Annotated in this window: 32 protein-coding genes; 4 read left to right on the top strand and 28 right to left on the bottom strand. The window is 50.2% G+C overall.

Annotated features, from left to right (window positions below):
* Positions 1-14: 14 nt before the first annotated feature.
* The 7 genes from HP435_RS09070 to HP435_RS09040 all read right to left on the bottom strand — a co-directional run bounded on the left by HP435_RS09070 (position 15) and on the right by HP435_RS09040 (position 7,550).
* Positions 15-983: a Gfo/Idh/MocA family protein gene (locus HP435_RS09070; protein ID WP_173599783.1), complete on the bottom strand. Its 969-nt coding sequence runs from the start codon at positions 981-983 to the stop codon at positions 15-17.
* An 18-nt stretch (positions 984-1,001) separates the two neighbouring features.
* Positions 1,002-1,976, bottom strand: a complete 975-nt coding sequence (locus HP435_RS09065; RefSeq protein ID WP_122963199.1) for a Gfo/Idh/MocA family protein — start codon at positions 1,974-1,976, stop codon at positions 1,002-1,004.
* 13 nt (positions 1,977-1,989) lie between these two features.
* On the bottom strand, positions 1,990-2,979 hold the full coding sequence (locus HP435_RS09060; protein WP_173599782.1) for a Gfo/Idh/MocA family protein: 990 nt from the start codon (positions 2,977-2,979) through the stop codon (positions 1,990-1,992).
* Positions 2,980-3,010: 31 nt separating this feature from the next.
* Positions 3,011-3,853, bottom strand: a complete 843-nt coding sequence (locus HP435_RS09055) for a carbohydrate ABC transporter permease (RefSeq protein WP_122963197.1) — start codon at positions 3,851-3,853, stop codon at positions 3,011-3,013.
* A gap of 30 nt (positions 3,854-3,883) precedes the next feature.
* Positions 3,884-4,831 (bottom strand): carbohydrate ABC transporter permease, encoded by a 948-nt coding sequence (locus HP435_RS09050; protein ID WP_122963196.1) that lies wholly within the window; start codon positions 4,829-4,831, stop codon positions 3,884-3,886.
* An 81-nt stretch (positions 4,832-4,912) separates the two neighbouring features.
* Complete coding sequence (locus HP435_RS09045; RefSeq protein ID WP_122963195.1) at positions 4,913-6,196, bottom strand: ABC transporter substrate-binding protein; 1,284 nt, start codon at positions 6,194-6,196, stop codon at positions 4,913-4,915.
* Between the two features lie 148 nt (positions 6,197-6,344).
* Positions 6,345-7,550 carry an ROK family transcriptional regulator gene (locus HP435_RS09040; protein WP_122963194.1) on the bottom strand — a complete coding sequence of 402 codons (1,206 nt, stop codon included), beginning with the start codon at positions 7,548-7,550 and terminating at the stop codon, positions 6,345-6,347.
* A 453-nt stretch (positions 7,551-8,003) separates the two neighbouring features.
* Here HP435_RS09040 and HP435_RS09035 point away from each other — a divergent pair, with 453 nt between their 5' ends.
* The 4 genes from HP435_RS09035 to HP435_RS09020 all read left to right on the top strand — a co-directional run bounded on the left by HP435_RS09035 (position 8,004) and on the right by HP435_RS09020 (position 12,275).
* A complete protein-coding gene (locus HP435_RS09035; protein ID WP_122963269.1) occupies positions 8,004-8,222 on the top strand; it encodes a PLDc N-terminal domain-containing protein in 219 nt (72 codons plus the stop codon).
* A gap of 15 nt (positions 8,223-8,237) precedes the next feature.
* A complete protein-coding gene (locus tag HP435_RS09030) occupies positions 8,238-8,657 on the top strand; it encodes a hypothetical protein (protein ID WP_217365799.1) in 420 nt (139 codons plus the stop codon).
* Between the two features lie 899 nt (positions 8,658-9,556).
* The gene (locus tag HP435_RS09025) at positions 9,557-10,285 is read left to right on the top strand and encodes a hypothetical protein (RefSeq protein WP_173599781.1); all 729 of its coding nucleotides are present in this window, start codon (positions 9,557-9,559) and stop codon (positions 10,283-10,285) included.
* A gap of 469 nt (positions 10,286-10,754) precedes the next feature.
* Positions 10,755-12,275 carry an NAD(P)/FAD-dependent oxidoreductase gene (locus HP435_RS09020; protein ID WP_173599780.1) on the top strand — a complete coding sequence of 507 codons (1,521 nt, stop codon included), beginning with the start codon at positions 10,755-10,757 and terminating at the stop codon, positions 12,273-12,275.
* 331 nt (positions 12,276-12,606) lie between these two features.
* Here the strand turns inward: HP435_RS09020 and HP435_RS09015 are convergent, their stop codons facing one another.
* The 21 genes from HP435_RS09015 to HP435_RS08915 all read right to left on the bottom strand — a co-directional run bounded on the left by HP435_RS09015 (position 12,607) and on the right by HP435_RS08915 (position 22,825).
* On the bottom strand, positions 12,607-12,828 hold the full coding sequence (locus HP435_RS09015) for a helix-turn-helix domain-containing protein (protein WP_003387736.1): 222 nt from the start codon (positions 12,826-12,828) through the stop codon (positions 12,607-12,609).
* A 186-nt stretch (positions 12,829-13,014) separates the two neighbouring features.
* Positions 13,015-13,224 (bottom strand): helix-turn-helix domain-containing protein, encoded by a 210-nt coding sequence (locus HP435_RS09010; RefSeq protein ID WP_173599779.1) that lies wholly within the window; start codon positions 13,222-13,224, stop codon positions 13,015-13,017.
* Positions 13,225-13,275: 51 nt separating this feature from the next.
* Positions 13,276-13,743 (bottom strand): ArpU family phage packaging/lysis transcriptional regulator, encoded by a 468-nt coding sequence (locus tag HP435_RS09005; RefSeq protein ID WP_173599778.1) that lies wholly within the window; start codon positions 13,741-13,743, stop codon positions 13,276-13,278.
* Between the two features lie 59 nt (positions 13,744-13,802).
* Positions 13,803-14,312 carry a hypothetical protein gene (locus HP435_RS09000; protein WP_173599777.1) on the bottom strand — a complete coding sequence of 170 codons (510 nt, stop codon included), beginning with the start codon at positions 14,310-14,312 and terminating at the stop codon, positions 13,803-13,805.
* A gap of 61 nt (positions 14,313-14,373) precedes the next feature.
* Complete coding sequence (locus HP435_RS08995) at positions 14,374-14,628, bottom strand: hypothetical protein (protein ID WP_173599776.1); 255 nt, start codon at positions 14,626-14,628, stop codon at positions 14,374-14,376.
* A complete protein-coding gene (locus tag HP435_RS08990) occupies positions 14,625-15,185 on the bottom strand; it encodes a RuvC family protein (RefSeq protein WP_173599775.1) in 561 nt (186 codons plus the stop codon). Before HP435_RS08990 ends, HP435_RS08995 begins: the two co-directional genes overlap by 4 nt.
* Positions 15,186-15,292: 107 nt before the next feature.
* Positions 15,293-15,673: a hypothetical protein gene (locus HP435_RS08985; protein ID WP_173599774.1), complete on the bottom strand. Its 381-nt coding sequence runs from the start codon at positions 15,671-15,673 to the stop codon at positions 15,293-15,295.
* Entirely contained in the window at positions 15,666-16,013 is a 348-nt protein-coding gene (locus tag HP435_RS08980; protein WP_229049875.1) for a hypothetical protein, read from the bottom strand. Before HP435_RS08980 ends, HP435_RS08985 begins: the two co-directional genes overlap by 8 nt.
* On the bottom strand, positions 15,994-16,416 hold the full coding sequence (locus HP435_RS08975) for a YopX family protein (RefSeq protein ID WP_173599773.1): 423 nt from the start codon (positions 16,414-16,416) through the stop codon (positions 15,994-15,996). Before HP435_RS08975 ends, HP435_RS08980 begins: the two co-directional genes overlap by 20 nt.
* A complete protein-coding gene (locus HP435_RS08970; protein WP_173599772.1) occupies positions 16,400-17,359 on the bottom strand; it encodes a DUF5131 family protein in 960 nt (319 codons plus the stop codon). The genes HP435_RS08975 and HP435_RS08970 overlap by 17 nt, the downstream gene beginning before the upstream one ends.
* The gene (locus HP435_RS08965; protein ID WP_173599771.1) at positions 17,343-17,816 is read right to left on the bottom strand and encodes an ASCH domain-containing protein; all 474 of its coding nucleotides are present in this window, start codon (positions 17,814-17,816) and stop codon (positions 17,343-17,345) included. The genes HP435_RS08970 and HP435_RS08965 overlap by 17 nt, the downstream gene beginning before the upstream one ends.
* A complete protein-coding gene (locus HP435_RS08960; RefSeq protein WP_173599770.1) occupies positions 17,813-18,127 on the bottom strand; it encodes a hypothetical protein in 315 nt (104 codons plus the stop codon). The genes HP435_RS08965 and HP435_RS08960 overlap by 4 nt, the downstream gene beginning before the upstream one ends.
* A gap of 29 nt (positions 18,128-18,156) precedes the next feature.
* Complete coding sequence (locus HP435_RS08955) at positions 18,157-18,483, bottom strand: hypothetical protein (RefSeq protein WP_173599769.1); 327 nt, start codon at positions 18,481-18,483, stop codon at positions 18,157-18,159.
* A gap of 40 nt (positions 18,484-18,523) precedes the next feature.
* Positions 18,524-18,811: a hypothetical protein gene (locus HP435_RS08950; protein ID WP_173599768.1), complete on the bottom strand. Its 288-nt coding sequence runs from the start codon at positions 18,809-18,811 to the stop codon at positions 18,524-18,526.
* Positions 18,798-19,037 carry a hypothetical protein gene (locus HP435_RS08945; protein WP_173599767.1) on the bottom strand — a complete coding sequence of 80 codons (240 nt, stop codon included), beginning with the start codon at positions 19,035-19,037 and terminating at the stop codon, positions 18,798-18,800. Before HP435_RS08945 ends, HP435_RS08950 begins: the two co-directional genes overlap by 14 nt.
* A 32-nt stretch (positions 19,038-19,069) precedes the next feature.
* Positions 19,070-19,600, bottom strand: a complete 531-nt coding sequence (locus HP435_RS08940) for a phiTE_072 family protein (protein WP_173599766.1) — start codon at positions 19,598-19,600, stop codon at positions 19,070-19,072.
* Between the two features lie 32 nt (positions 19,601-19,632).
* Positions 19,633-19,854: a hypothetical protein gene (locus tag HP435_RS08935; RefSeq protein WP_173599765.1), complete on the bottom strand. Its 222-nt coding sequence runs from the start codon at positions 19,852-19,854 to the stop codon at positions 19,633-19,635.
* A gap of 47 nt (positions 19,855-19,901) precedes the next feature.
* Positions 19,902-21,722 (bottom strand): DNA cytosine methyltransferase, encoded by a 1,821-nt coding sequence (locus HP435_RS08930; RefSeq protein ID WP_173600240.1) that lies wholly within the window; start codon positions 21,720-21,722, stop codon positions 19,902-19,904.
* 15 nt (positions 21,723-21,737) lie between these two features.
* Positions 21,738-22,064, bottom strand: a complete 327-nt coding sequence (locus tag HP435_RS08925; RefSeq protein ID WP_173600241.1) for a hypothetical protein — start codon at positions 22,062-22,064, stop codon at positions 21,738-21,740.
* Positions 22,061-22,237: a hypothetical protein gene (locus HP435_RS08920; RefSeq protein WP_173600242.1), complete on the bottom strand. Its 177-nt coding sequence runs from the start codon at positions 22,235-22,237 to the stop codon at positions 22,061-22,063. The genes HP435_RS08925 and HP435_RS08920 overlap by 4 nt, the downstream gene beginning before the upstream one ends.
* A 45-nt stretch (positions 22,238-22,282) precedes the next feature.
* On the bottom strand, positions 22,283-22,825 hold the full coding sequence (locus HP435_RS08915) for a tyrosine-type recombinase/integrase (RefSeq protein WP_229049874.1): 543 nt from the start codon (positions 22,823-22,825) through the stop codon (positions 22,283-22,285).
* Positions 22,826-22,839: the final 14 nt, after the last annotated feature.

Genomic DNA, 22,839 nt, shown 5'->3' with positions numbered 1-22,839 from the left:
CTGCTCACTCCTTCTTAATCGTGCGAAATGATGACAGGTGCACCGGACTGCGCAGACTCGTTTGCGGCCAATGTCACTGCCAGCGTCTTTTTCGCAGAGGCGTATGGCGACAAGATCAGGCTCGTATCTCCGGTTTCAATCGCCGTCACAAAAGCGCGATCCTGTTCCCGGTACATATCTACTGTCGCCTCAAATGTGCGCGTACCAGCCTCGTCCGTGATCGTCAGTTGTCTGCCGTCGATCAGCACACGGAAATGTTTCCCCAAAATTTCTACACCTGTCCGGTGATCCGCCTGGATAAAGCACGTATCCAGATGGCCGAGCGCCCCTGTGGAAAAGGCCATGCTGACCGCAGACACATCCGGGATGTCGATGCCTTCAATGTCTTGCGAGACGAGCAAAGACATCTGCGCGTATACTTTTTCCACGTCACCCGCCAAAAAGCGCATCATGTCGAGTGTATGCGTCGCCTGCTCGACCAGTTGGCCGCCCGATTTGCCCATTTGCCGCCACCACGGAGTTTCCACGAATTTGGTCAAATAATGGCCGCGCACCAGGGCGATCTGCTTGTCAGCCAAATACTCGCGGGCTTGCTGCACGATATCCAGATAGCGCAGGCAATAACCTGTCGAGGTAATAATCCCTGCTTTTTCCATCGCCGCCTGTTTCTTCGCGACTATGTGCATATCGAGGCCAATCGGCTTTTCCACGAACAGGTGAATCCCTTTTGCTGCCGCCTGCTCCTCGATTTCTTCGTGGGCAAAAGGCGGGACGCAGACAAACAGCGCATCCAGCTTTTCGTGCGTGAGCAGCTCCTGCCAGGACGTGTAGCCGGAAGCACCGATCCGCTCGGCCGTGGACATTGCTGCTTCCCGATTCACATCGCAGACAGCGGTAACTTTCACTCGTTCGTCAGCGAGCAAGCCTTGCAGGTGATGCTGGCCGATCCCTCCGACGCCGATCATTCCGATCTTCATACTCATATTGATCCACCGTCCCCGTTAGCGAATGACCACCGGTTGCTTCGATTCAGCCGACTGGTAGGCAGCAAGCGCTACTTCGACCGCGCGCATGCCGTCTTCTCCTGTTACGGATGGCGCTTTTTTCTCGCGGACGCTGGCAACAAAGTCGCTCACCAGCTGGCTGTCCATGTCGTCGCCCCAGTTGACCCATTTCAATCCTTTGTCATTGCTGTACACGTCGAGCTTTTGCGAAAAGGCATCGAGCGAGATAGTGCCTTCCGTGCCGATGATTTCCATCGTAACGTCGCCCCAGACCGGGAACGTCTTGTTGCGCGACCAGCTGCAATCCAGCGTGGCGAATACGCCATTTTCAAATTCCATCGTCAAAATGCCGCAGTCGTCAATCGGGGTAGGCGAAAATTTGCTGTCTACTTCTGCGTACACCTCGCGCACTTCCACACCCATGAACCAGCGCATCAAGTCAACGACATGCACCGTATGATCGATAACAGCGCCGCCGCCGGACTTGGCAGGATCGACGAACCAGCCGCCCGGATTTTGCCCGCGATTCGTGCCGCGGATCGCCATGATGCGGCCAACCTTGCCTTGCTCTACCAGCTGTTTTGCCCGCACAACCGCAGGGTGGAAGCGAACAGGGAACGCCGTTTGCAAAATGACGCCTTGCTCGCGGCAAATCTCAATCATTTCCTGGGCCGCCGCCAGCGTGGTCGCAAGCGGCTTTTCGCACAAAATGTGCTTGCCTGCTTTCGCGGCTGCTACTGTATGCTCATGATGCTTGGCATTTTCCGAAGTAATGATGACAGCGTCGACGTCAGCTGCCAAAAGCTCGCGATAATCGTGGTAAAACGGTACGCCCCACTTTTCTGCCGCTTCCTTGCCACGTGCTTCATCCTCGTCGGCTACACCGACCAATTGTACGCCCGCAAGCTTCCCGATCGCATTCGCGTAGCTGTATGCGTGCATATGTGCGACACTGATGATTCCCAGTTTCATATGTGGTCCCCTCCTACACTAGCGTTACGGGTTTGCCCGTTTCGATTGACTCAAGCGCAGCTCGCGCGATTTCCACTGCTTTCACGGCATCCTCGACCGTCACGCGCGGCTGGAGATCGTTTTCGATGCAATCGATGAAATGCTTCAGCTCGCGGAAGTACGGATTTTCACGCAGCGGACTCTCCGGCACAGCCACTCCGCCCATACCTGCCTGTTTCGCGCGATTTACGGCGATCAGCGGCTTTTCTTTTGCACTATCGTACTGAATGATTCCTTCGCTTCCCGCCAGCTCCATTTTCATCGAGAAGCCTTCATGCGCCCAAGACCCTTCCACATGAGCGATCATCCCGCTTTTGAACCGAAGCGTCACCAGCGCGTAGTCGATGCGGGCGAAGCCGCGTCCAAGCAAGCTTTTCGCATAGACGCGCTCCACGTCGCCGAAGCACCAGCGCAAAAAGTCGAAGTCGTGGATGATCATGTCCAGCACAAGACCGCCGCTGTTTTTGTAATCCGCATACCAGTCATTCCACGCCGTCGGGAAAATACCGCCACGGAACGTCCGCGCCACGCCGACATTGCCGATCGTGCCATCGTTCACCAGTTGACGGGACTTCTCGTACTCAGGGAAAAAGCGCAGCACATGGCCGACGAACAGCTTGACGTTTTTCTCGCTGCAATAGTCAACGATCGATTGCGCCTCTTCCTTGCTGCGTGCCAGCGGCTTTTCGCAAATGACGTGCTTGCCTGCGTCCGCAGCTTTTTGCACATACGTTTTATGCAGGTAAGTCGGCAGACACACGTCAATGATATCTACCCGCTCCAGCTTCTCCATGGCTTCATCGTAGCTCGCAAACCATTGCGTATTCGTTTCGGCTGCCAGCTCGCGGCCGCGCTCTCCGCGCAAGTCGACAATGCCGACCAGCTCGACGTTTTTCATGGCAGCGTAAGATTTTGCGTGAACAGTTCCCATCGTACCTGCTCCGATTACCAGAACATGATGCATAGTGGTTTTTCACTCCTTCAGGGGAAAATGGCTATTTGGACCCGGTTAGGGTAATACCCTCGACAAAATGCTTCTGCAAGAAAATAAAGACGATAATCATCGGCCAGATGGCGAGAACAGAACCAGCCATCAAAATCGGATAGTTCGTCATGTTCGTATGTTCTCCTGTCAAATAGGCCAATCCTGCCGACAGCGTCATTTTATCCGGCGTGCTGTTGACGATCAGCGGCCACATCAGATCATTCCACGACCAGAGGGCGACGAAGATGGCCAAAGCGATCAAACCGGGCTTCGCCAGAGGAAGCATAATGCGCCAGTAGATTTGGAAGTGATTGCAGCCGTCGAGCTTTGCCGCCTCTTCCAGCTCTTTCGGCAATGACATGAAAAACTGGCGCAGCAAAAATGTGCCGAAAGCACTGAACAGTCCTGGCACGATCAACGCGGTGAGCGTGTTCAGCCAGCCAAGCTCCTTCATGATGAGAAACTGCGGGAGCAAAAACACTTGCCCCGGCACCATCAGGACGGACAAAAAGACGATGAACAAGGCGTTGCGCCCCGGAAACTCGATGCGGGCAAACGCGTATGCCGCAAGCGAGCAAAGGAATACTTGCCCGACGACTTTCACGACTGTAGTCAAAATCGTGTTCCAGTAAAAGTCGTAGAAAGGCAGCATTTCGAAAATGTGCGTGTAGTTTTCCCATTGCAGGGACGTCGGCCAAATGACTGGCGGCACCTGCGTCGATTCACCCAGCGTTTTGAGCGAAGTCAGGATCATCCAGACAAACGGCGCGACCATTACTAGAGCGCCTAGTATCAGCAGCAGATGAATCAAAAGATTTTTGCCAACCCGATTACGTCCTGTTTGGACACTCATCGATCATTCCTCCTGTCCAGTCATGCTCGCTTAATCGTAATGGACCCATTTTTTCTGCATTTTCATTTGAATCGCGGTAACAATCAGGATCAGCACCAAAAGCACGACTGCTACTGCTGCTGCATAACCGCCATTGCCTGATTCGAAGCCGTTCGTGAAGAACAAGTACGCCACCGTCTGCGTCGATTCAGCCGCCGGATTGCCCAGCTTGCCGATCATCAAGTAGATCAGGTCGAATACTTGGAACGCGCCAATCAGCGAAGTGATGCTCACGAAAAAAATCGATGGCGTCAACAGCGGCAATGTAATCGTAAAAAACATCCGCACAGGTCCGGCTCCGTCGATTTCCGCCGCTTCGTAATAGCTGCGCGGAATCCCCTGCAAGCCCGCCAGGAAAATCACCATGTTGTAGCCGATCGAACTCCAGACGGCAACGATGATGACAGCGTACAGAGCGATGTCAGGGTCGGAAATCCAGCGCGGTCCCTGTATCCCCACTGTCCCTAACAAGTAGTTGATCAAGCCGTAATCGGCATTGTACAGCCATCTCCACACCATCGCCACGGCAGCCGCCATCGTTACGACTGGCAAAAAGTACAAGGTACGGTAAAACGAGATGCCTTTGATTTTCTGGTTGAGCAAGACGGCGATTAATATGGAGATAGCGATACTGGCTGGAACTGCAAGAACCGTATAAATAAGCGTGTTTTTCAGTGCGATCCACAGGTTCGGGTCTTGGAACAGCAGGACATAGTTGTCCACGCCCGTCCATTTGTACTTGCCGAAGCCTCCCCATTTGGTGAAGCTGAGATAAATAGTCTGCACGACTGGCCATATGTAGAACAAACCCAGACCGAGCAACGTCGGCGCAATCATGAGATACGCCCACAACCAGTCGCTTCGTTTCATGCGATTCAATGGCTTTGCTGGTTTTGGCCGGGCAGCGGCATGCACTTCTGGCTGAAGTTGGCTGCTCATCGCAATATTCCCCCCTGACAATAAGCTCGTAACAGGGGATGGCTCCGTCCTCGACACGAAGCCATCCGTGAAAAGAAACCCCTACTCTTGCGCCAGCAACTCGTTCATTTTTTGCGCAAGTTCTTTCGCTGCATCTTCTACGCTCATTTGACCTGCCCATGCTTTGGTCATGTAATCGGTTTCCAGCTTCGCCCATTTCGCGGTGTCCTTGGAGATCGGGTACGCTTTTGCGTTAGCTGCCTGATCAATAAAAATTTTCAGATTAAAGTTAGGCATCGATTTCACCCAAGTATCTTGTGTACCGTTGAACGCCGGGATTGCCGCTCCCTTGCTTGCCTGGATCTCCGCCGCTTCCTTGGAGCCCAGGTACTTGACGAACTCCCACGCTTCTTTCGGGTGCTTCGTGTTCGCCGCGATCACATTGCCCAAACCGTGGATAACGCTCGTGTTTTCCTTGCCTTTAGGAAGGTAGGCCACGTCCACTTTGTCTTTGGTGTACTCGTTGCCATTGAATGCGCTTGCCATCCAAGACCCGGAGTAAACCATCGCCACTTTCCCGGATTCGAAAAGTTGCGTCGATTCAGTCTCCGACATTTGCGCCGCAGACGGCGACACTTTGTCATTGATCATGTCTACCCACAGCTTCAAGCCTTCGATCGTTTCCGGTTTGTCAAAGCCCGACGACTTTCTGTCTTCGGAAATGACGGAGCCGCCAGCTTGGAAAATCGTGTTGTAGTAATTGTCTTGTCCGTATGGCGCTGCCGCGATTCCCCAGATGCCTTTTTTCTCGTCCGTCAACTTTTTCGCTGCTTCCTTCAGCTTGTTCCAATCCCATGTTTCGTCCGGATACGGCACTTTGGCGTCATCAAACAGCTTCTTGTTGTACCAGAGCCCGATAGTGTCAAAATCTTTTGGCAATGCAAACGTTTTTCCGTCGTATGTGTAGAGATCAACCAGCGCTTTGGGATAATTGCCAAGGTCGACGCCGTCTGCCTTGATCTGTTCATCGAGCGGCAGCAGCACGTCGTTTGCCGCATACTTGATGATCCGCGGGCCGTTGATCCAGAAAACGTCCGGCAAAGTTCCGCCAGTCGCAGCCGCTTCCATCTTCGTCCAATACTGTTTGTTCGGTGTCAGCTCGATCTTGATGTCAACATTCGGGTTCGCTTCATGGAATTTCTTTGCAATTTCCTCCATGGCCGGCATCTGGTTTTTATCCCAGAGGGCGTAAGTAAGCGTTACCTTTTCTCCGGTTGCGGCGCCTGATTTTTGTCCATCTGACGGTGTGGCACTTTGTCCGCCACCGGAACATCCTGCTACCGCTACCAACAATGCGGCCATTGCCAACGAAACCAACTTCTTCATCTGAAGTCCCTCCTCGACATACGTTCTCCTCTTTTTTTACCCCCAACTCAGTTGAAACGACTGCGTCTTGACCTCCACGGCTCCCCCCTTTCACCGTACGATGCAATCTTTCTTTTTCCAATGCTAAAACAAAGTATTCAAAAAGGAACTACAGGCTGAAATGAAAGACGTCCTGTAGCAGTACGGCAGCGGCTGCCTTGACTTCAAAGTCCGCTCCCAGCATTGTCGGACGGAATTCCAGCCCGTCTACCATAATGCCCATTGCCTGTTCGCGCACCTGCTTTTCGATGCGCTCAAACAACACTTGATTGTCGCGCATCATTTCCCCGCCCAAAATGATCAGGCTCGGGTTGAACAGATTGACCAGGTTGACGATGCCGATGGACAAATACGCGGCGATTTCTTCTACGATGTCCTCGCACACCTGATCCTTTTGCTGCAAGGCACGGCGGAACACTTCAAACGTAATTTGCGTCATGTCTCCACCCGCCAGCTCCAGGACCAGCGTCTCTTTGCCGCGGGCAATCGCAGACAGCAATCCTGTGTAGATCGCCGGCCAGGCGACGTAGTTTTCCAGACAGCCGACGTTGCCGCAATCACAGCGCATGCCGCTGCGGTCTACGGTCGTGTGCCCGAACTCGCCAGCTCCCCCGCGGCTTCCCCGGAAAATGGAACCGTTTACAACAAGACCTGAACCTACCCCTTCGCCCACTGTTACGAACAGCAGGTTGTCGGCTTCGATCCCTACCCCGAAATTTTTCTCTGCCAAGGCAATCGCGTTGGCGTCGTTGTCGAGCCACGTACTCATGCCGAAACGCTGCTCAGCCAGCTCCTTCAACGGAACATCCGTCAATCGCAGCTTGGAATTGAAGCGAATCACTCCGCTCGCTGCGTCGACAATCCCCGGAGCGATAATGGAGATACCCAAGCAACGCTCTGTGTCCGCTGCCTGTGTCAAAAAGTCTGCAATCGAGTCCAGTACATACTGCACCATCCGATCGCTGACAAGACCAGGACCGACCGGATATACTTGCTTGCGCTTGGTCGCCGCCTCCAGATTCATTTCCGCGATGGTGATCGCCGTGTTCGTGATGGAGACGCCAATCAAAAACTTTCCATCGGGGCAAAAGCGCACCATGATCGGCTTTCTGCCGCCTTTTGATTCTCCTGTTCCATCCTCCGCTACCACGCCGTCACGAATCAGCTCGTTGACTGCCGACGTGACCGTAGTCGGGCTGATGCCTTGCTTTTTGGCAATGTCACTGCGCGAGATGGGCCCATGCTGGCGGATTGTATCGAGTATAATAAAGCGATTTAGTTCTTGAATCAGTTTGAGGTCTCCGGTCCTGCGCATTTTATAAGCTCATCCTTTGTTTTTCCAATGACTTTATAAAGTGATCATAGCAGACCCTTCCAGCTTGTGTCAATTTGGATTTTTCAGTTTTTTGCACTTTTTCTGGACGGCTTCCTTTCTTTGCCATATAGCTCTTTCTTTTTGTAAAATGAAGCTGATACTGATACGGCTTGGCTCCACTTCACCTTACGCGAAAATGGGGGTACCGTTCATGAGAGATAACCTGCTGCATCGGGAAATGAAGAGTTGCCTGGGTCCGTTTTATATCTGTTGCTTTTTATCCAAGCTGACCTCTCGCAGGTTCCCGTTGATCGAAGACAAGAAAAGCGAGTATCAAAAACGGTACAGAGAGAGCAATTGCCTGTAGTGCGGGCTGCATGCACGAACATCGAGCAATATCCCAATTTTTGGTATACTCATAAAAGCGCTATAATGAAAAAGCAGGTGATTGCATTGGTTAGCATCGGTGACTCTTCTTTTTTCATGCTTCTGCCCCTGTTGGTGATCGTGCTCCTGAACGTGCTGAACATCGTAATCAGTATTTGGGGCTATCGCGATTCGCGGCGCAGAGGCAACAGCAAGGAATTTTCCATCATCGTCCTGGTAGCGTTGTTATTTTTCCCGATTATCGGGCTGATTGTGTACCTGATTATCCGCAAAGACGAACCATAGAGGGGGAAGCTGCTCATGACGGCGACTGTGTGGACGCCTTACGAGGATTGGCGGGGGCATCCTGCTGACTTCCGGGTCAAGTATCGCTTTTATCCGGAAGCAGAGAGCGGGAGAAAGCTGCCGCCTGTTCAAGGCTATCGAAGCGATTTTTCTTATGCCGGCGACAATGAAAAAATCGAGCTGTTCGCTATCCACCCTGAGTTTGAGACGCCGGACGGGGATGTCATCCGCGATCTGACTGCTCCAGTCCCGGCAGAAGGAACGGCCCGCATGTGGATTTTGTTCCCGCAGATGCGCCAAACCGTCCATATCCATCGCATCAAGCCAGGGATTGTCGGGTATTTCATGGAGGGTGCGCGAAAAGTAGCTGTAGCGGAAGTGATTGAGATTGTCGGGTTGCATGAAAATCCTGGGGAAGATCAGGAAAAGAAATGAGATTTCTTCTCTCTCGATGCCGGGAGATGAGTGCCTTTTTCTAAAGGCTCGTTCTGTCTCCGCTGCCCTGGCCAGCCCAGTCTGTCCAAGTTTGCTAACTTTCGCTAGACGACACTGAATGTTCGCTTCGTTATGCTAAATTCGCCCGTTGTAAAACGATCTCTTATCCGTTGATGGAACGCCGTGTGCGTTGAAAGTCGCCCGCACGGCGTAGGCTCGAACGAAAGCCCTCCAAAATAACCGGAGGGAACAAGGCGAGAATAGCGATACCAGCCCAGCGATTGGCACGATCGCGGAGAATAGTACCCTCCCGCGATACATCATCCACTTCAACAAAGCGCTCGACGATGACACCATCGCTGAAACAGACCCGAAAAAAGTCATAGCTTTCTTTGGCATGAAGGGCACAGTGTGGAATCCTTCCGCTTTTGTTACCTCATTGGCATGGGATACGACAGATCCTGACCATCCGATCCTGATTATGAACACTAAATTAAGCAACAACCCAGGTCCAGGGAATACGTAAACTTTGTCAATGGAGCGGCAAAGAATCGGCATGGCAATGTCATTACGCGCACTACACCTTAATAGCGAATCCATCAACAATCTTCGGATTTCTCCGGGGATCTTTTTTTATATTTGGTGGCGACCACCGACTGCTTTCAAGGTTAGCGTTTTTTTACCAGCAAACTTGTTTCTACCATGTTTCGAGCGCTAATTTATTTTTACACTCGTTCAAAATATTGTAAATTAATTCCATGATTCGACAGTATCTCCTAAGGTAAAGGCAAAGAACGTGCTTTAAAATGGTAAATGTTGGAATTAACACCACAACCGTTAACTTCCACTTGATGATATTGTCCAAACGCCATTTACTATGATCAAGAAAGGTGATGTTCATGTTTAAGAAATCTTTGCTCCTCCTGACATTAAGCTCCGTTGTCGCCGTACCGGCTCTCGCTGCGCAAGCCCATGGAGCAACGCCATCTCCCCAGGCAAAAACGACCGCTTACGCATCCGCTTTCAGCAAAGAAGACGGGAAAACGAAGCAGTCTCCTTCCAAAGTGTCCGCTAAAGCAATCGCAAACAAAGCATACGGCGAAGAGCATTGGGTGACCATTAGCTCGCCCATTCCAAGCGGTTGGGTCATCGTCAGAAATCAAGGAAACATGAATCTGATCAGAGACCTGAACAATGCACCCGCTAATGCCCAACTATGGGTATTGGGAGGCTCCCCGATCCCGACTGGATGGATCGTGACGAGATACCAGGAAAATTCCAAATACATCCAAAATGTCAATAACGCGGCTTATGGCGCTCAACACTGGGTGTTGATTAGCTCGCCTATTCCAACCGGATGGATCGTCACCAGAAACAACGGAAATACGAATTACATCGAGAACGTCAATAATGCTCCTTTTGGCACCGAACGCTGGGTACTGCTTAGCTCGCCTATTCCAGCCGGATGGGTCATCACAAGAACTAACGGAAATACGCGCTACATTAAAAATATTGCGAGCGCTCCGATTGGCTATGAGCAATGGGTACTGCTAGGTTCGCCTCTCCCAAGCGGATGGATCATCGTTCGCTCGCAAGGATCTAACAATCTGATCAAGCGTGTTAGCTAAAACAGAACACGGAACAGCCGCATGCATGGGCAATAGACACATGACATGCAGCCAATGGACAAGCTGGCGTCGGACGTGCATTCGACATCAGCTTGTTTCTTTTTGGCTCACTTCGCTGCCCTCTGAGCATCTTCTTTCCATATCACTTTTTCATCATCCCGCTGCCAGAGCAAGTTCGTTATAGGAAAAGGAAAAGTCATTTTGCCCAGTTGTTGAAATACTTTTTCCAACTCTTCCGCCTCAAATACTCTCTCTTTCTTTTGCTCAACCGATTTTCATATTTCTTCTGTTCGGATCAGGCAATATAAACAGATGCTGTTCATAGAACGTTTTTTTGTCCATAAAGTATTTATTAGAAGCATCAAACTAACACGTCTGGTATGGCTTCGGATACATTTGCTGAAAACACTGCAACTCCAACTAATGAATCGCGGCGAACTGCGAATCAATTTTAAGGAGGAAACAAGCTATGAACAAACAACTGCAAGCTGACAAAAGAAAGCAAGAAAAAGCACTTGTAATTGGAGCCGGTATTGCAGGCTTGCTAGCCGCCCGCGTTCTTTCCGATCATTTTGCGGAAGTCATGGTTGTAGAAAAAGATGAGCTGCCAGAAAAGCCATCTACTCGTCCTGGTACCCCACAAGATTTTCATCCTCATCGTGTGCTGCCGCGTGGGGATTTGATTATGAACCGCTTCTTCCCGGGATATATCGATGATTTACTGAATCTCGGTGCATGTAACGTGCAAAATAGCAAAATGACCCGATTTACTGCATATGGAAAACTTGAATTGGTTAGCAGCCAAAAAAATGCATCTAGCAGTCGGGCCTTGTTGGAATGGACGATCCGCCAGCGTGTGCAAAAGATTCCCAATATACGCTTTGTAACGAAACAAGTAGTGACAGGACTGCTTGCTTCGGAAGACCACAGGCAAGTTGTCGGTGTTCGCCTTCACGCACGAAAGGAACGGAACAAGGAGCGGACCGTTGCCGCTCATCTGGTAGTGGATACATGCGGCCGTCAATCGAAGCTCAATAAATGGCTGGAAGCGCTGGGATATGCTGTTCCAGAGCCTGAGCGCTTAAAAGTCCGTTTTGGGTACAGTACCCGACACTACCGAGTCCCTGCCCATCTTACAGAAAAATTGTCGGCTAGTTCAGAAGGAGATCCTGCTAACAACAAGGGGGCGGTGGGGCTACTGTATATTGAGGATAACATAGCGCAGGCATTGTTGTTTCGTGCGGGAGGGAAACAATATCCCCCAACAGCCCCGGAAGAATATGAAAAAGAGCTGTACTCCTTGTCTACTCCCATGTTGAAGGAGTTAATAAAAGAGTTGGAGCCAATCGGCGCTCCGCGTGGCTTTCGGGCAGAAGAATCGACGCGGCAGCATTATGAGCAAATGGAAAATTGGCCCTCGGGACTGCTGGTGTTGGGAGATGCATTTTGCAACTTTGACCCTATTTATGGGCAAGGCATGACGGTAGCTGCAATTGAAGCCGAAATGTTGGACATCAGTTTACAGAAAGGCGATCTGCTTCAACCTGACTTCGAACGCAAGGTGCTGCAACGGATGCAACAAGCCATTGAACCTGCCTGGTGGTTGAGTGCGATTGCCGATTTGCGTTGGAACGGGGTGGAGCATGTAGGCGCTATCCCCTTAAAAGGGGTGGCATTCGCTCAGAAATACTTTGATCTATACCTCAAAACGGCCGTAAAGCAGGCCATGGAGAATCATGACCTTTCCATGTTCCAGCAATATATGATGATGAACGCATTAGTCCTTTCCCCTCAGGAAATCATTAACCAACGCACGCTAACTACGTTGCTAACCGGAGATGAATCTCACGAAGAAACACAACTTTTAGCGGAACTGGGAGAGCACGATGCGACACATCTGCAAGAGAGGATCAATGAGTTGATTCCTTCCTTTACTTTAGCATTTGATCAAAAGGTACCAAGTCTGTTCTCTGCCGACTCCCATCATTGAAAAACAGTAATAGATACTGCTAGGCTACCCGGCTTCGTGCCGGATTTTTCAGATGTTTGAATCCACTGCCCGCTCTCTTGGCAACCAGCATGTTGGCCGCTCCCGCCATATTTATGGGAAGTCGCAAGCACAGAGTTGAACAGCGGCCCGCGCCATTCCCGCACAACAGGCAACTCTTCAAAGCCACGCTGGTTCGCACCACGGAGAGTGGGCGGAATAAACCGTGTTTCGCGCTCAGCAAGCCAGTGCTCCTGCTTGTAAAATGCGCCCCAAAAATAAAAAACCCTCCCTTCCGACCATGGGAAGAAAAGGGAGGCTGGGTGGACTGGGTTCAAATCTCTAGTTCACCAAGTCGAACGAGTTCGACTACTGCCTGAGATCGACCTTTGACACCTAATTTTTGCATGACATTACTGATGTGATTGCGCACAGTCTTTTCGCTGATGAAGAGTTGTCCGGCAATCTCTTTGGTTGTCTTATCTTGGACCAAGAGTTCAAACACTTCTCTTTCGCGATTCGTTAACAACGGCTTGGTTTGGTCGCTACCCTTCAATAGTAAAATGGTCGATTCCCAATGCTTCCTTCACCTTACCAAGTGTTCGCAAAGAATCTAGAAAAGACAAGGCATCAGCGACTGTCTGGGCAGATGACAATCCCAAACGTTCTTGACCCGTCTTAGCATTTCGTAACAAGTTTAACATCAAAAGTAGCATCAAGAATAAGAAAGAGCAGCAGGATTTCACCCCTGCTGCTCATCAATTTGTTTTCCATATACCCAATCGAAGAAGCTCTTTTTGGGAATTCTAAGTAATCTGCCTACCCTTATGACATGAAAGTTTCCTGAGTTGACAAGATTATATGCTTGGTTCTTGCTTATGCCAAGATAATCCTGGATATGATGAACTTCTAATATTTCTGGAAAATCTTCATGCTTCGCCGACTCTCCCAAGAAAACACACCTCCCCTTTATTGTATATTTTTAGTTATTATTTAGGTCGTCCTATTCCGTTTGTTCGTCAGTAGTTTTTACAACCTGAATGTCCAAGGCAAGGGCAATTTTATAAAATGCCTTCCACTTTATTTTGTAATATGTGAATTCACTGATCGGAGGGCTGAAGTGATTATTATAGACTGCATAATCAGTAATGTACTCGCTGTCACTCCCCAAGTAACGCTCATTGATTAAATGTCGTTCCATACGCGGGAGCCTGCTGACGACTCTTTCCAAGCGCTCGCAGAAATGTTTACGCTCTGCTTGACCATCAATGTTATGTGTTGCGATCGACGAGGTCTGATCGCTCGTCAGGTTCGTGCGGCCACCTTCACGTAAGTCATAACTGGCTGTGATCGTCGCCTCACGCTCATCAAAAGTCAGGTACTTATAGAGCCGGTATTTGCTGAGTGTAGCCTCCACGGCCTTTTGCGTCTTTTTCCGGTCCAATTCTGGTAAGAAATCAAGTTGCTGCATTCAGTACCTCCTTTGTTTGAGGAGTGCCCCGGACAAGCCGGGGCGTGTGATCTTTTATGTTAAAACGGCAGGTCTTCGTCGTTCGGATCAGCTGGCGGAAGCTCATCCTGATTTGCCGAAGACTCTTCCGTTGGCGGGGTGTCTGTTTTTCTTGGGCGACCACGGCGTTTCGGCTCTTGCTCGTTTTCAGAGGCGTTTTCCGGTGTTACTGGTTCCGATCCGGTTTCGTCTTGCTGTTCCTGGGGTTCCTCTGGAATCACATCTTCATCTGATCCTTGTTCATCCACCCCTCCTTGTTGAGGAACATCATCAATGCTCATTTGGTCAGGAGCAATGGCGACGACGCCATCACCGCCAACACTGTATTGGATACCGTCGTGTTCGTCCTCGTCCAAGTCATCCATGTCCATTTGCGAGCTAGAGATTTTTACAAAGACTTGTCCGCCTTTCAACTTGTGCAGGGCAAGGAGCTGGTCTCCTGACAAATCACCCTTCAACTCAAACTCAATTACGTCTTTCTTATCGTTAGCGTTAAATTTCTTAAACAATGCTTTCACTTCTGTTTTCATGAAAGATTCGCTCCTTTTAATTGAAGGGTTATCTGTAGCTCTTGTGAGCCTTATGCAGCCGTCATACAGTAAGTTGAGACTCAACGTACTGCTCGATACGCAAAGCGTCTTGGTGAAGCTCTGATAAGGTCTGTGCAGTTGATTGCATAACCTTCATCTTGACCAAATGCTTCACGGCTGACTGAACGCTGGGGAAATAGCCATGCGTCTTGTACAATTCGCGCCCAGTTGCATCCTTTTTCCCGTTGTACTCCTTGATGATGAACTGCATATCATCTGACTCCAGATACAAATTGCCTTCGATTTGAACTTTCACTTTGCCACCTTCTTTCGTACCTTTCTCTGAGGCGGATTTAGAATTGCATGGAGAACTTCCGCTTGGTATTTATGCCTGATCATGTCAATGCCTTTTTCTTTCAGGTACAGGCACCTTGCAATCTGAGCGAGAATATAGGCGTCCACCACGTTATGACTCGCATGCTCAAAACCAAAATGTTCCGTGACCGCAGCGATCATAGCAGCCTTTTTCTCTTTTTCAGTACGGCCCCTCTTACCACCAGATGCTCCGACAAATTTTTTTACTTGATTCGGCGCTGGTTCATAGTAGGAGATACCACGCGCCTCCAGCATCATCCTCATGCCCCAGCCGATCCCGCCGAGTTGGACTGCCTGCTGCGAGGCGAAGCCAAAGCCTTCAATACAAACCAGATCGCCCTTTTGTACGTGGTCTTTAACTTCATGGATGAGTGTCCGCATGCGGTACGGGTCAATATCACCAACACCAGTCAGTTCTTTCTGACGGAGAACGTTGCCTTGCTCATCCAGTGCAACGAACCCGGTTTTTGTTGAGGGGTCGATTCCGACGAATCTCAAAGTTTCCTACCCCTTTCCATCGATTATTTTGAATAAATAACAGCTATACCATCGGAAATAATGATGCTACGATGAAATTTATCCTCCGATTCACACTTTCTCTTATGTTAAACAGTGATCTTCTTTATCTCTTCCATCAGCTCATCACCAAAACCGTCGCCATCGATGTAGCCTGCTCGATATCCCGTCTTTACCGCTGTCACCAGAAAGTTCAGATGCTTTTTTAACTGTTCGACCTCAGCTTCTGCTGCTGTAGCTCGCTGAATCCAATGAGGCAGAGCGGTACGAGCCTCCATGATAAAGTTGATATCTGCTTCTTCGTAATGGCACTCGGGATTAAGTACAATTACGCCTTCTGACCTTCCTGGGTGCTCTTCAACTTTTCTCCAGATGACAAGTCCTTCATCGTCATCGGATTCCTCTTCCAGTTCCCACGGCCCCGGAGTCGCTTCCTCGCACAAAGCCAGGTCTTTTTCTGCGTCACGCATGGCTTATCACTCCTCTTGCCATAAGGTACACCAGTGCTACAGCATACGGCGCTGTCGGTACTGCTTGCTCTGTAGTGTGCTCCATCTGGTACTCGCCATCGTCAAAGCTGTACGCTCCGCCGTAGTAACCGCCGTTCAGCGAGTGCGAGTATTCGAGGTAGATACCTTGCTTCTTCGCTTCCTCCACCAGCACGCCTGTGTCTCGCCATAATGTGGAGTAGTAGGGCAGCATTTGAATCTCTCCATCAACGACAATGTAATAATCCGGAGGGAATTTCCCGACTTCGTATCCCAACGCCTCAGCAACTTTCACATCCAACTCACGTCCTGCTTGCATCATTGGCCACCTCCAGCAGGTTAGGATCTCGATATCGGTTCCCGACCACAATCGTTGCACATTTTGCGATTTCGTCCTCTAGCTCGTAATAATCTAAGGCATTTCCCGTTGTTCCTACTGGGTTAAACAAGAACATCCCGTAATCATCCCAAATCACTTCATACCTTTTGTTGAAGATGAAATCTTCCAGGATATCTCCTTCAAAAATCGGCACTTTGTTAGCATCGTGGAGTCCAGTAAATTGCATCATGACATAGATTCCTTGTCCCAATACACCAGACTTCTTCCCAAAATCGACATGCCATACAGTTCCGTTTCCCTTTTGGCAAAACATTCGCTCTGGTAAAACCATGACTTCATCGACTTTATTCCACGCCCGAAACTTAATCTCACGTCCTGCTTGCATCCCGTTCCCCTCCGTCCGGAAATTGGTTCCATTCTTGCCCGTCCAACAGCCGACCTGCTTTCTTTTTTCCAACGCGCCAGCATGTGATGTTACCCATTTTGATTGATTCAGTTTTGTGCCCTGGGAACGTGTCCGTTTGGTTGAATGGCACCCACTCGCCCCATTGTTTGAAGAAAAACGGCACCCCATATTCTTCGCACTGATCTCTCAAGCCCTCTACCCAATCAGAATGCAGCGGTCTAGCGTTTGTTCCCGACTCACCGCCTGCGATGATCCAATCAATACCTTTTATGGCTTGTACTCCATAGCCTTCATTGTCTGGGTGTTCAAATTGTGCTGTGAATTCAAGGTCAACTGGTCCCAACAACGGCTCGCAACTCAAAAACCGGACCGTGGCTGGCGTCTCCAGCAGATGCCGAACGCGCTCGTCTGCTGCTTTTTGATTTTCAACACTTGTCCCGAGCCAGACGTTAGGGAGAAACGGCACGTCTCCTTCGCGTTCTTCTCCTTTGATGATCCTTGCGAAGAAAGGTCTTGTTGAGGTGCCGAGGTCACGCCAGTACCTTCCTGATAACATTGCTTCCATTCGCTCTGGCCTTTTCGTGAGAATTTGAAATGTATGCTCTTGGCATTTCGCCATGATGTCAAATACACTCCATATGAAGTCATCTGGCACATCCTTGTGAAACAAGTCCGCCATGCTGTTGACAAACACTCGCTTTGGTTTTTTCCACTTGAATGGAGCCGCCAGCCTGTCCGGGAAAAGTTGAATCTCCGTGAATGGTTTTGCGTACTGCTTCGGCAGCTTTTTCCCTTCCAGAAGTGCTTTACGCCGCATGTCATGGAGTCCAAAAGCGTAGCAATTGCGGCAACCCTCTGACACCTTGCTGCATCCTGTGACAGGATTCCAAACTGCATCTGTCCATTCAATTGCTGTACCCATCCCGTTCCCCTCCCCAGTTCCACAATCCTTGCCGCCCTACTGCTGGCACCGGATCGATCTGCTTTACGTTCGTCATTTCCCAAGCAAAGCGCCCCGCGGCGAAATGACCAAACACGCTTTCTGGCCTCCATATAAACTCAACCTTAGTAAAGTCGTACTCGTCATTTGGGCACCTTACAATGTGAATTCCGTTATCTATCGTGTCATAAATCATATAGCTACCTGTAAGCTGTGCTGTCGCTACCACCGCGCCTGTTGGCAGGTTGTCCGCCGTATATCCATGTTTGGCAAGTACCGACCGGATTGGTTCCATGTCGCACGCGTCCTTGTCTACTTTCTTGGCTGCGTGGATCGCGATGGGACCACGGTACTTTGTGGCCCAGCCCCTAGTTTCAAAGCGTTTTTCCCCGAGAGCGATCAGTGTCGCCCAAGGCTGGTGGATGGTGAGTGCTTTCATCTCGGCCCCTCCTGCGAATCTACACTGGATTGTTCGCCATATTCAAAGATGATGTTACATTCGTCCGGTTCCAAAAATTCATGTTCTTCCTTACCGAAAAGGCAATATTGCAGCAAAAGTGGTTTCAGTTTCCGCAAATCAATCCTGATGGTGAATGGTGCAATGTTGTCGTCATCGATCCAGTAGGCGTCATCCACCGTCGTCGATCGGCTGATGTGTTGCACGATCGCATCCAGTGCAGCCTCGTTTCTTTCCAGCTCCTTCAACGCATTGTATCCAAGCGTAACAGATGCTCCGCCCAAGTCTGTCATCGTCTTCATCCCCTTTTCAAACGTAATGTTTAGTTAATTAGGCCGTCCGGTCTCGCAATAACTCCAGCAAGCGCCTCAAGCATTTGCTTTTCAACACGGTCACGCTCCTCATTCGCCAGATGCTCAAAGTTAGGATGATAATAGACCTCTGGTTTTCGACCAGTCTTCTTCTTATGGCAGAGCTCGCCAGTCTTAACAGCGGCATTGAGTGCAGAGCGCACCTGTGCAGGAAGCGAATTCACAATCAGCACTCGCCCCATTCGTACTTTCTCAACATTTGCTCTTTCTGCTGTCATTTCGCCACGTTGAACCATATCTTGCAACCATTCCATATCGTTCTGCGTCAGTTTACTCATCGACATCCCACCTCCCCATTTAACAAATCGTGTGTTTTGTTTATCGCTTCGCCCGTTCTGGTGCATGATCCGGTACGTAATCTAGAAACCCTCCTAGACGACCTTCGTACCACTTTGCGCCTGTGTAAGTGAATCCGATACTTGATATATCAATGGTTTCACCATCAAGATCATCTGTTGCTTCGTCAATTTCTTGCTGTGTAACTCCGGTTTGAAGCAGCTTTTCTCGATTCTCTGGTGTATTTGCTACAAGAACATATTCCAGTTCACCACATGATGCAGAATCTTCGATAACATCGATGCTATTGATCAACTCAAGTTTGTTCATCGTTCTTTCCTCCCTCGTCTCTTTTCTCAATCTTGTGGCAATCGTACTTCGCCCAGTGAACTGGATTTCCGTTATCGTCGTACCACTTCACATAAACCGACTCTTCCGTCATGGAGATGTCCTCCACCTCGCCGTTGACCAGGTGTTTCCACTTGCTGCGATGGCTGTTGATGTGTTTTACTCGGTCACCGCGCTTCAAGCCGTTCTTTGCATGCATCGGCCACATGAGATATTGCACTTCCTTCCCTAACTATCGTGTTAAGCAGTAGCAACCTGCGTTTCTTCTGCCAACTCTGCCTGTATCTCTGCCGCCAAGCGCGGAAGCAGTTCTTCCACAAAAGCTTTCTCGTGAATGGTGTAGTCGTACACCGAATATTCATGAGCATCATCGAGTTTTGTTTGGTTCCTCCAATCATGGAAGCCTTCTTTGTAATCCAATTCGCAAGATTCAACCAGCTCCCATTCTTCCCTGGCTTGTTCCTCAGACAGATAGCGATTCCATCGACGGCGGATAATTGCCGATTTGATGTTTTCAGCAGTCTCATCACCTTTGTACTCTCGACCGCCGCTTGGAGCCAGCTTGCTTAACATGTAGCCTTGACTTAATCCTGCGTCAGCAATGAATTTCCGGAAATCGCGCTCCCCATGACGCCCCCAGCGGAAAGCATAATTTCCATAGTCCGTAACAGCTGCAAACATCCCTGTTGAATCCAGCATAAAGCTTCCCCAGCCTTCGCCATTAATCGAAGGCAGTTCGTACCGCCAAACAGTTACCTCAACTCGTGCCATGATCTTTCCTCCCTACACAAAATGTAAAATCGTTACTCTTCCACAATCACGAGCTTTCCGTCAACAATTTTGATTTCGTGATCATTTAGAAATTCTGCATCTTCCAAATCTGCTGGCGTACTTTGCATATAATCAAAGTAGTGGTTAGTTGCACAATCTGGACCGCAGAAAAATTCCGTGATGAACTGGCTGTATTCAATCTCCATTTCCATTGTTAGATCTTTTTTGCAAGAACGGCATTTCAATGCTTCCATACTCTCAACCTCCTAATTTATCTCCGTGAGCATTTTGTACCCATTGACTACATAGTCAGCGCCAGCTGCCCGGCCGGCTGCTCCTTGTATCTTTCGAATACCGCAACATTCCCAGCTCCAGCGCAATGTTCTGGCAGATTAGCCCGGACCAGCGCTTCCGCGAATGGGGGCGGAACGGAGTTTCCGCAGCGCGCCACCTGGGCACTTTTGGAATATGACTTGCCGTCAGCGTCCCGATCGATGACATATGTGTCCGGGAAGCCCTGGGCAGCGAATAACTCATGTGGTTCCAGCATCCTCATGCCGATATCAACAATTTGATAGTCTTGACCGTGGATCGTCACCAGCCCGAACCGATCTTTTGTCGGAATCGTGTGTAAAGGTTCGCTGCACTCCTGCCCGATCCCGGCACCGTAATACTTCATCAGGAAGGTCCGCACCTCGCCAAAATGGTTCCCGCCAGCTGTAATTGTCTGCAACGGTTCTGTCGCTGGTTGTCCGATGTTAGTCCCGCGCATTTTGACCAAGTGGCTGGTGACCAGTGCCGACTTACCGCCGCCCCCGGCTGTAATCGTGGCCGCCGGAACATCTGCCCCATGTCCAACCGATTGCCCAAATTGTCGAGATAGAAATGCTGTGACCATTCCCATTGCATGAGCGGCCCCTGCCGGGCGTTTGCTACCCGCACCAGAGGTTATGGTGTGTAATGGTTCATTAATACCATGTCCGGTCGCTCCGGTACGGAACTTCGTGATATGCGGCACCGCGAGCACGGCTTCCGCTACCGCGAACTTGTTCCCTCCTGCTGTCACGGTTCCGATTGGCTTCTCAAGATCGAGAACGCGAGGCTTCTGCCCGGTCCGCTCGCCGTATCCCATCTGGATCAGCGTCGGGCTTACAAGCATGTGATGGTTTCCTGTTGTGACGGTGCGCAATGGCTCGTCTGGCCGACTGCCAGGGTGTCCAGATGTGTTTACGCCAAGAACCGGAGTTACAAGCAGATGCTCCGCTTTCGTCGTGATCGTGGTAAGAGGCTGATCTACCTCATATTGCAATCGATCTCCACCAAAACCTGTCTGCCCGATCCGTACTATGAAAGGGTTCGGATTGTCGATCAAGAAACGCTGGATGCCGCGCGCGATCCGACGCATCGTGTTCTCAGCTAAAGGACGTTTTCTCCCGAAGATGCTCGGGCATGGCAGCGACCAGTCGATGATTTCGGCTGCCGTTCGCCAGGGCTTGAGTCTCCCACTCTTTACTTCCGCGCTCTCTGGATCACCGTGTGTCGGCTCCGGCCAGACGATTTTTCTGCCGTCGCATCGCGCGATCAAGAAAAACCGCTTGCGAGTCGTGGGCGCTCCGTAATCGCAAGCCCGCAGCTCCCTGTAGTCAACCTGGTACCCTTGCCGTTTGAGCGCGTTCACGAACGCTTGGAACGTACGGCCCTTCTTGTCCGGGTCCGGCATGCCGTTTTTCAACAACGGCCCCCACGTCTTGAACTCTTCAACATTCTCCAGCATGATGACCCGCGGTTTCACCGTGGCTGCCCAACGTACGGCGACCCATGCCAGCCCCCGGATACCTTTTTCCTTTGGCTTGCCACCTTTGGCCTTGCTGAAATGCTTGCAGTCCGGGCTAAACCAGCAGAGTGCTACCGGCCGCCCCTGCGTCACCTGGCGCGGATCAACATCCCACACCGACTCGCAATAGTGCTCTGTTTCCGGGTGATTGGCCCGGTGCATGGCGATCGCTGCCGGATCGTGATTGATGGCGATGTCTACGCTGCAGCCAGTTGCCAGCTCGATTCCGGTGCTGGCCCCGCCGCCCCCCGCGAAGTTGTCGACGATGATTTCTTTCGTAAAAGGCATTGTTCTCCCCCCATTTCACCCGAACAGTTCTAACTGCCTTTCGCTTGCGCCTGCTTCCAAAAATGCCTCAGCCTCTTCGTAGGTAAGTCCAGTCAGCTGCAGCTTCCTGATCTCGATCAGCCTTTCAATCATGGCTATCTCTTCTTGGATGTCTGGAATAAATTTCTTTGTCAGGTATTCAATGCTCTGTCTGGCACTGATCGCTTTTCTACGGATATTCAGCTCCTGGTGATGCCGTCTTAATTGATCATAGGCCATCTGCAACAGAGCGCGATCCTCTTCAAGTGCCCGGTTGTTAAATGCGATGCTGTAATTGAGGTGCCAAACTTCTGCTTCTGTCACGTCATCATCAGCTCCGCCAACTTCTCAGGTGTGATGTTGGTGTATGCTGTAACGTCCGCGACAGTCAGCTCCCCGCACTTCAATCCGTCAACCAAAGCAGCGACATGTTTCCGCTGGACTTCTGCGCGTTCCATCCCGATCAGGCGCTCTATTTTTGCTTGGTGTTCCTGCATGCCGTCACCGCCTATTTATCAAAATTGAGCGTTTGTTACCAGCCTTTACAGGCTGAACTGCTCTACAGCCTCATCCATGATGTCTTGATTAATGCCGATGTACCTCAGCGTAATTTGCGGATGGCTATGATTGAAAATTAACTGTAGTGTCGCAATATCACGCGTGCGCTTGTAGAAGAAATAACCAAAGGTCTTTCTCATTGTGTGGCAACCGATTTCTGTTAGGCCGAGTTTAGAAGCAGCGCCATTGATAATCTGATAGGATCGTACTCGGGTAATTGGGAGTGGGCGCTTTGTCGAAGCGAACAAATATTCATCCGGCCCTTTCCCGGCAATGTACCTGGCGATTTCTTCTCGCAAATCCGCATTCAGCTTGAATTTCTTACGCTTTTTCGTTTTCTTCTCGAAGATAAGCAAGTGACTTTTCCCTTTTACATCCCTGACTTTTAGTGGCAATAGATCAGATATTCGCAATCCTGTGTTTATGCCCATCACGAACAAAAAGTAGTTCCGTTCCGATTGCTGCAACAGTAGTTGTTTCATTTCCTCGATCTTTCCTGGATTACGTATTGGCTCAACGAAATTCATGCGATACCCTCCCT

Source organism: Brevibacillus sp. HD3.3A (genome assembly GCF_013284375.2).
GTDB classification, from domain to species: domain Bacteria; phylum Bacillota; class Bacilli; order Brevibacillales; family Brevibacillaceae; genus Brevibacillus; species Brevibacillus parabrevis.
Note: the sequence above shows the minus strand (reverse complement) of the source record. Positions and strands in the feature narration are given on the sequence as shown.

Bases quoted from the DNA above. Each gene is read 5' to 3' on its own strand.
- HP435_RS09070 (WP_173599783.1), bottom strand. From the start codon at position 983: ATGAGTATGAAGATCGGAATGATCGGCGTCGGAGGGATCGGCCAGCAT.
- HP435_RS09065 (WP_122963199.1), bottom strand. From the start codon at position 1,976: ATGAAACTGGGAATCATCAGTGTCGCACATATGCACGCATACAGCTAC.
- HP435_RS09060 (WP_173599782.1), bottom strand. From the start codon at position 2,979: ATGCATCATGTTCTGGTAATCGGAGCAGGTACGATGGGAACTGTTCAC.
- HP435_RS09055 (WP_122963197.1), bottom strand. From the start codon at position 3,853: ATGAGTGTCCAAACAGGACGTAATCGGGTTGGCAAAAATCTTTTGATT.
- HP435_RS09050 (WP_122963196.1), bottom strand. From the start codon at position 4,831: ATGAGCAGCCAACTTCAGCCAGAAGTGCATGCCGCTGCCCGGCCAAAA.
- HP435_RS09045 (WP_122963195.1), bottom strand. From the start codon at position 6,196: ATGAAGAAGTTGGTTTCGTTGGCAATGGCCGCATTGTTGGTAGCGGTA.
- HP435_RS09040 (WP_122963194.1), bottom strand. From the start codon at position 7,550: ATGCGCAGGACCGGAGACCTCAAACTGATTCAAGAACTAAATCGCTTT.
- HP435_RS09030 (WP_217365799.1), top strand. From the start codon at position 8,238: ATGACGGCGACTGTGTGGACGCCTTACGAGGATTGGCGGGGGCATCCT.
- HP435_RS09025 (WP_173599781.1), top strand. From the start codon at position 9,557: ATGTTTAAGAAATCTTTGCTCCTCCTGACATTAAGCTCCGTTGTCGCC.
- HP435_RS09020 (WP_173599780.1), top strand. From the start codon at position 10,755: ATGAACAAACAACTGCAAGCTGACAAAAGAAAGCAAGAAAAAGCACTT.
- HP435_RS09005 (WP_173599778.1), bottom strand. From the start codon at position 13,743: ATGCAGCAACTTGATTTCTTACCAGAATTGGACCGGAAAAAGACGCAA.
- HP435_RS09000 (WP_173599777.1), bottom strand. From the start codon at position 14,312: ATGAAAACAGAAGTGAAAGCATTGTTTAAGAAATTTAACGCTAACGAT.
- HP435_RS08985 (WP_173599774.1), bottom strand. From the start codon at position 15,673: ATGCGTGACGCAGAAAAAGACCTGGCTTTGTGCGAGGAAGCGACTCCG.
- HP435_RS08980 (WP_229049875.1), bottom strand. From the start codon at position 16,013: ATGATGCAAGCAGGACGTGAGTTGGATGTGAAAGTTGCTGAGGCGTTG.
- HP435_RS08975 (WP_173599773.1), bottom strand. From the start codon at position 16,416: ATGCAAGCAGGACGTGAGATTAAGTTTCGGGCGTGGAATAAAGTCGAT.
- HP435_RS08970 (WP_173599772.1), bottom strand. From the start codon at position 17,359: ATGGGTACAGCAATTGAATGGACAGATGCAGTTTGGAATCCTGTCACA.
- HP435_RS08965 (WP_173599771.1), bottom strand. From the start codon at position 17,816: ATGAAAGCACTCACCATCCACCAGCCTTGGGCGACACTGATCGCTCTC.
- HP435_RS08960 (WP_173599770.1), bottom strand. From the start codon at position 18,127: ATGACAGACTTGGGCGGAGCATCTGTTACGCTTGGATACAATGCGTTG.
- HP435_RS08955 (WP_173599769.1), bottom strand. From the start codon at position 18,483: ATGAGTAAACTGACGCAGAACGATATGGAATGGTTGCAAGATATGGTT.
- HP435_RS08950 (WP_173599768.1), bottom strand. From the start codon at position 18,811: ATGAACAAACTTGAGTTGATCAATAGCATCGATGTTATCGAAGATTCT.
- HP435_RS08945 (WP_173599767.1), bottom strand. From the start codon at position 19,037: ATGTGGCCGATGCATGCAAAGAACGGCTTGAAGCGCGGTGACCGAGTA.
- HP435_RS08940 (WP_173599766.1), bottom strand. From the start codon at position 19,600: ATGGCACGAGTTGAGGTAACTGTTTGGCGGTACGAACTGCCTTCGATT.
- HP435_RS08935 (WP_173599765.1), bottom strand. From the start codon at position 19,854: ATGGAAGCATTGAAATGCCGTTCTTGCAAAAAAGATCTAACAATGGAA.
- HP435_RS08930 (WP_173600240.1), bottom strand. From the start codon at position 21,722: ATGCCTTTTACGAAAGAAATCATCGTCGACAACTTCGCGGGGGGCGGC.
- HP435_RS08920 (WP_173600242.1), bottom strand. From the start codon at position 22,237: ATGCAGGAACACCAAGCAAAAATAGAGCGCCTGATCGGGATGGAACGC.
- HP435_RS08915 (WP_229049874.1), bottom strand. From the start codon at position 22,825: ATGAATTTCGTTGAGCCAATACGTAATCCAGGAAAGATCGAGGAAATG.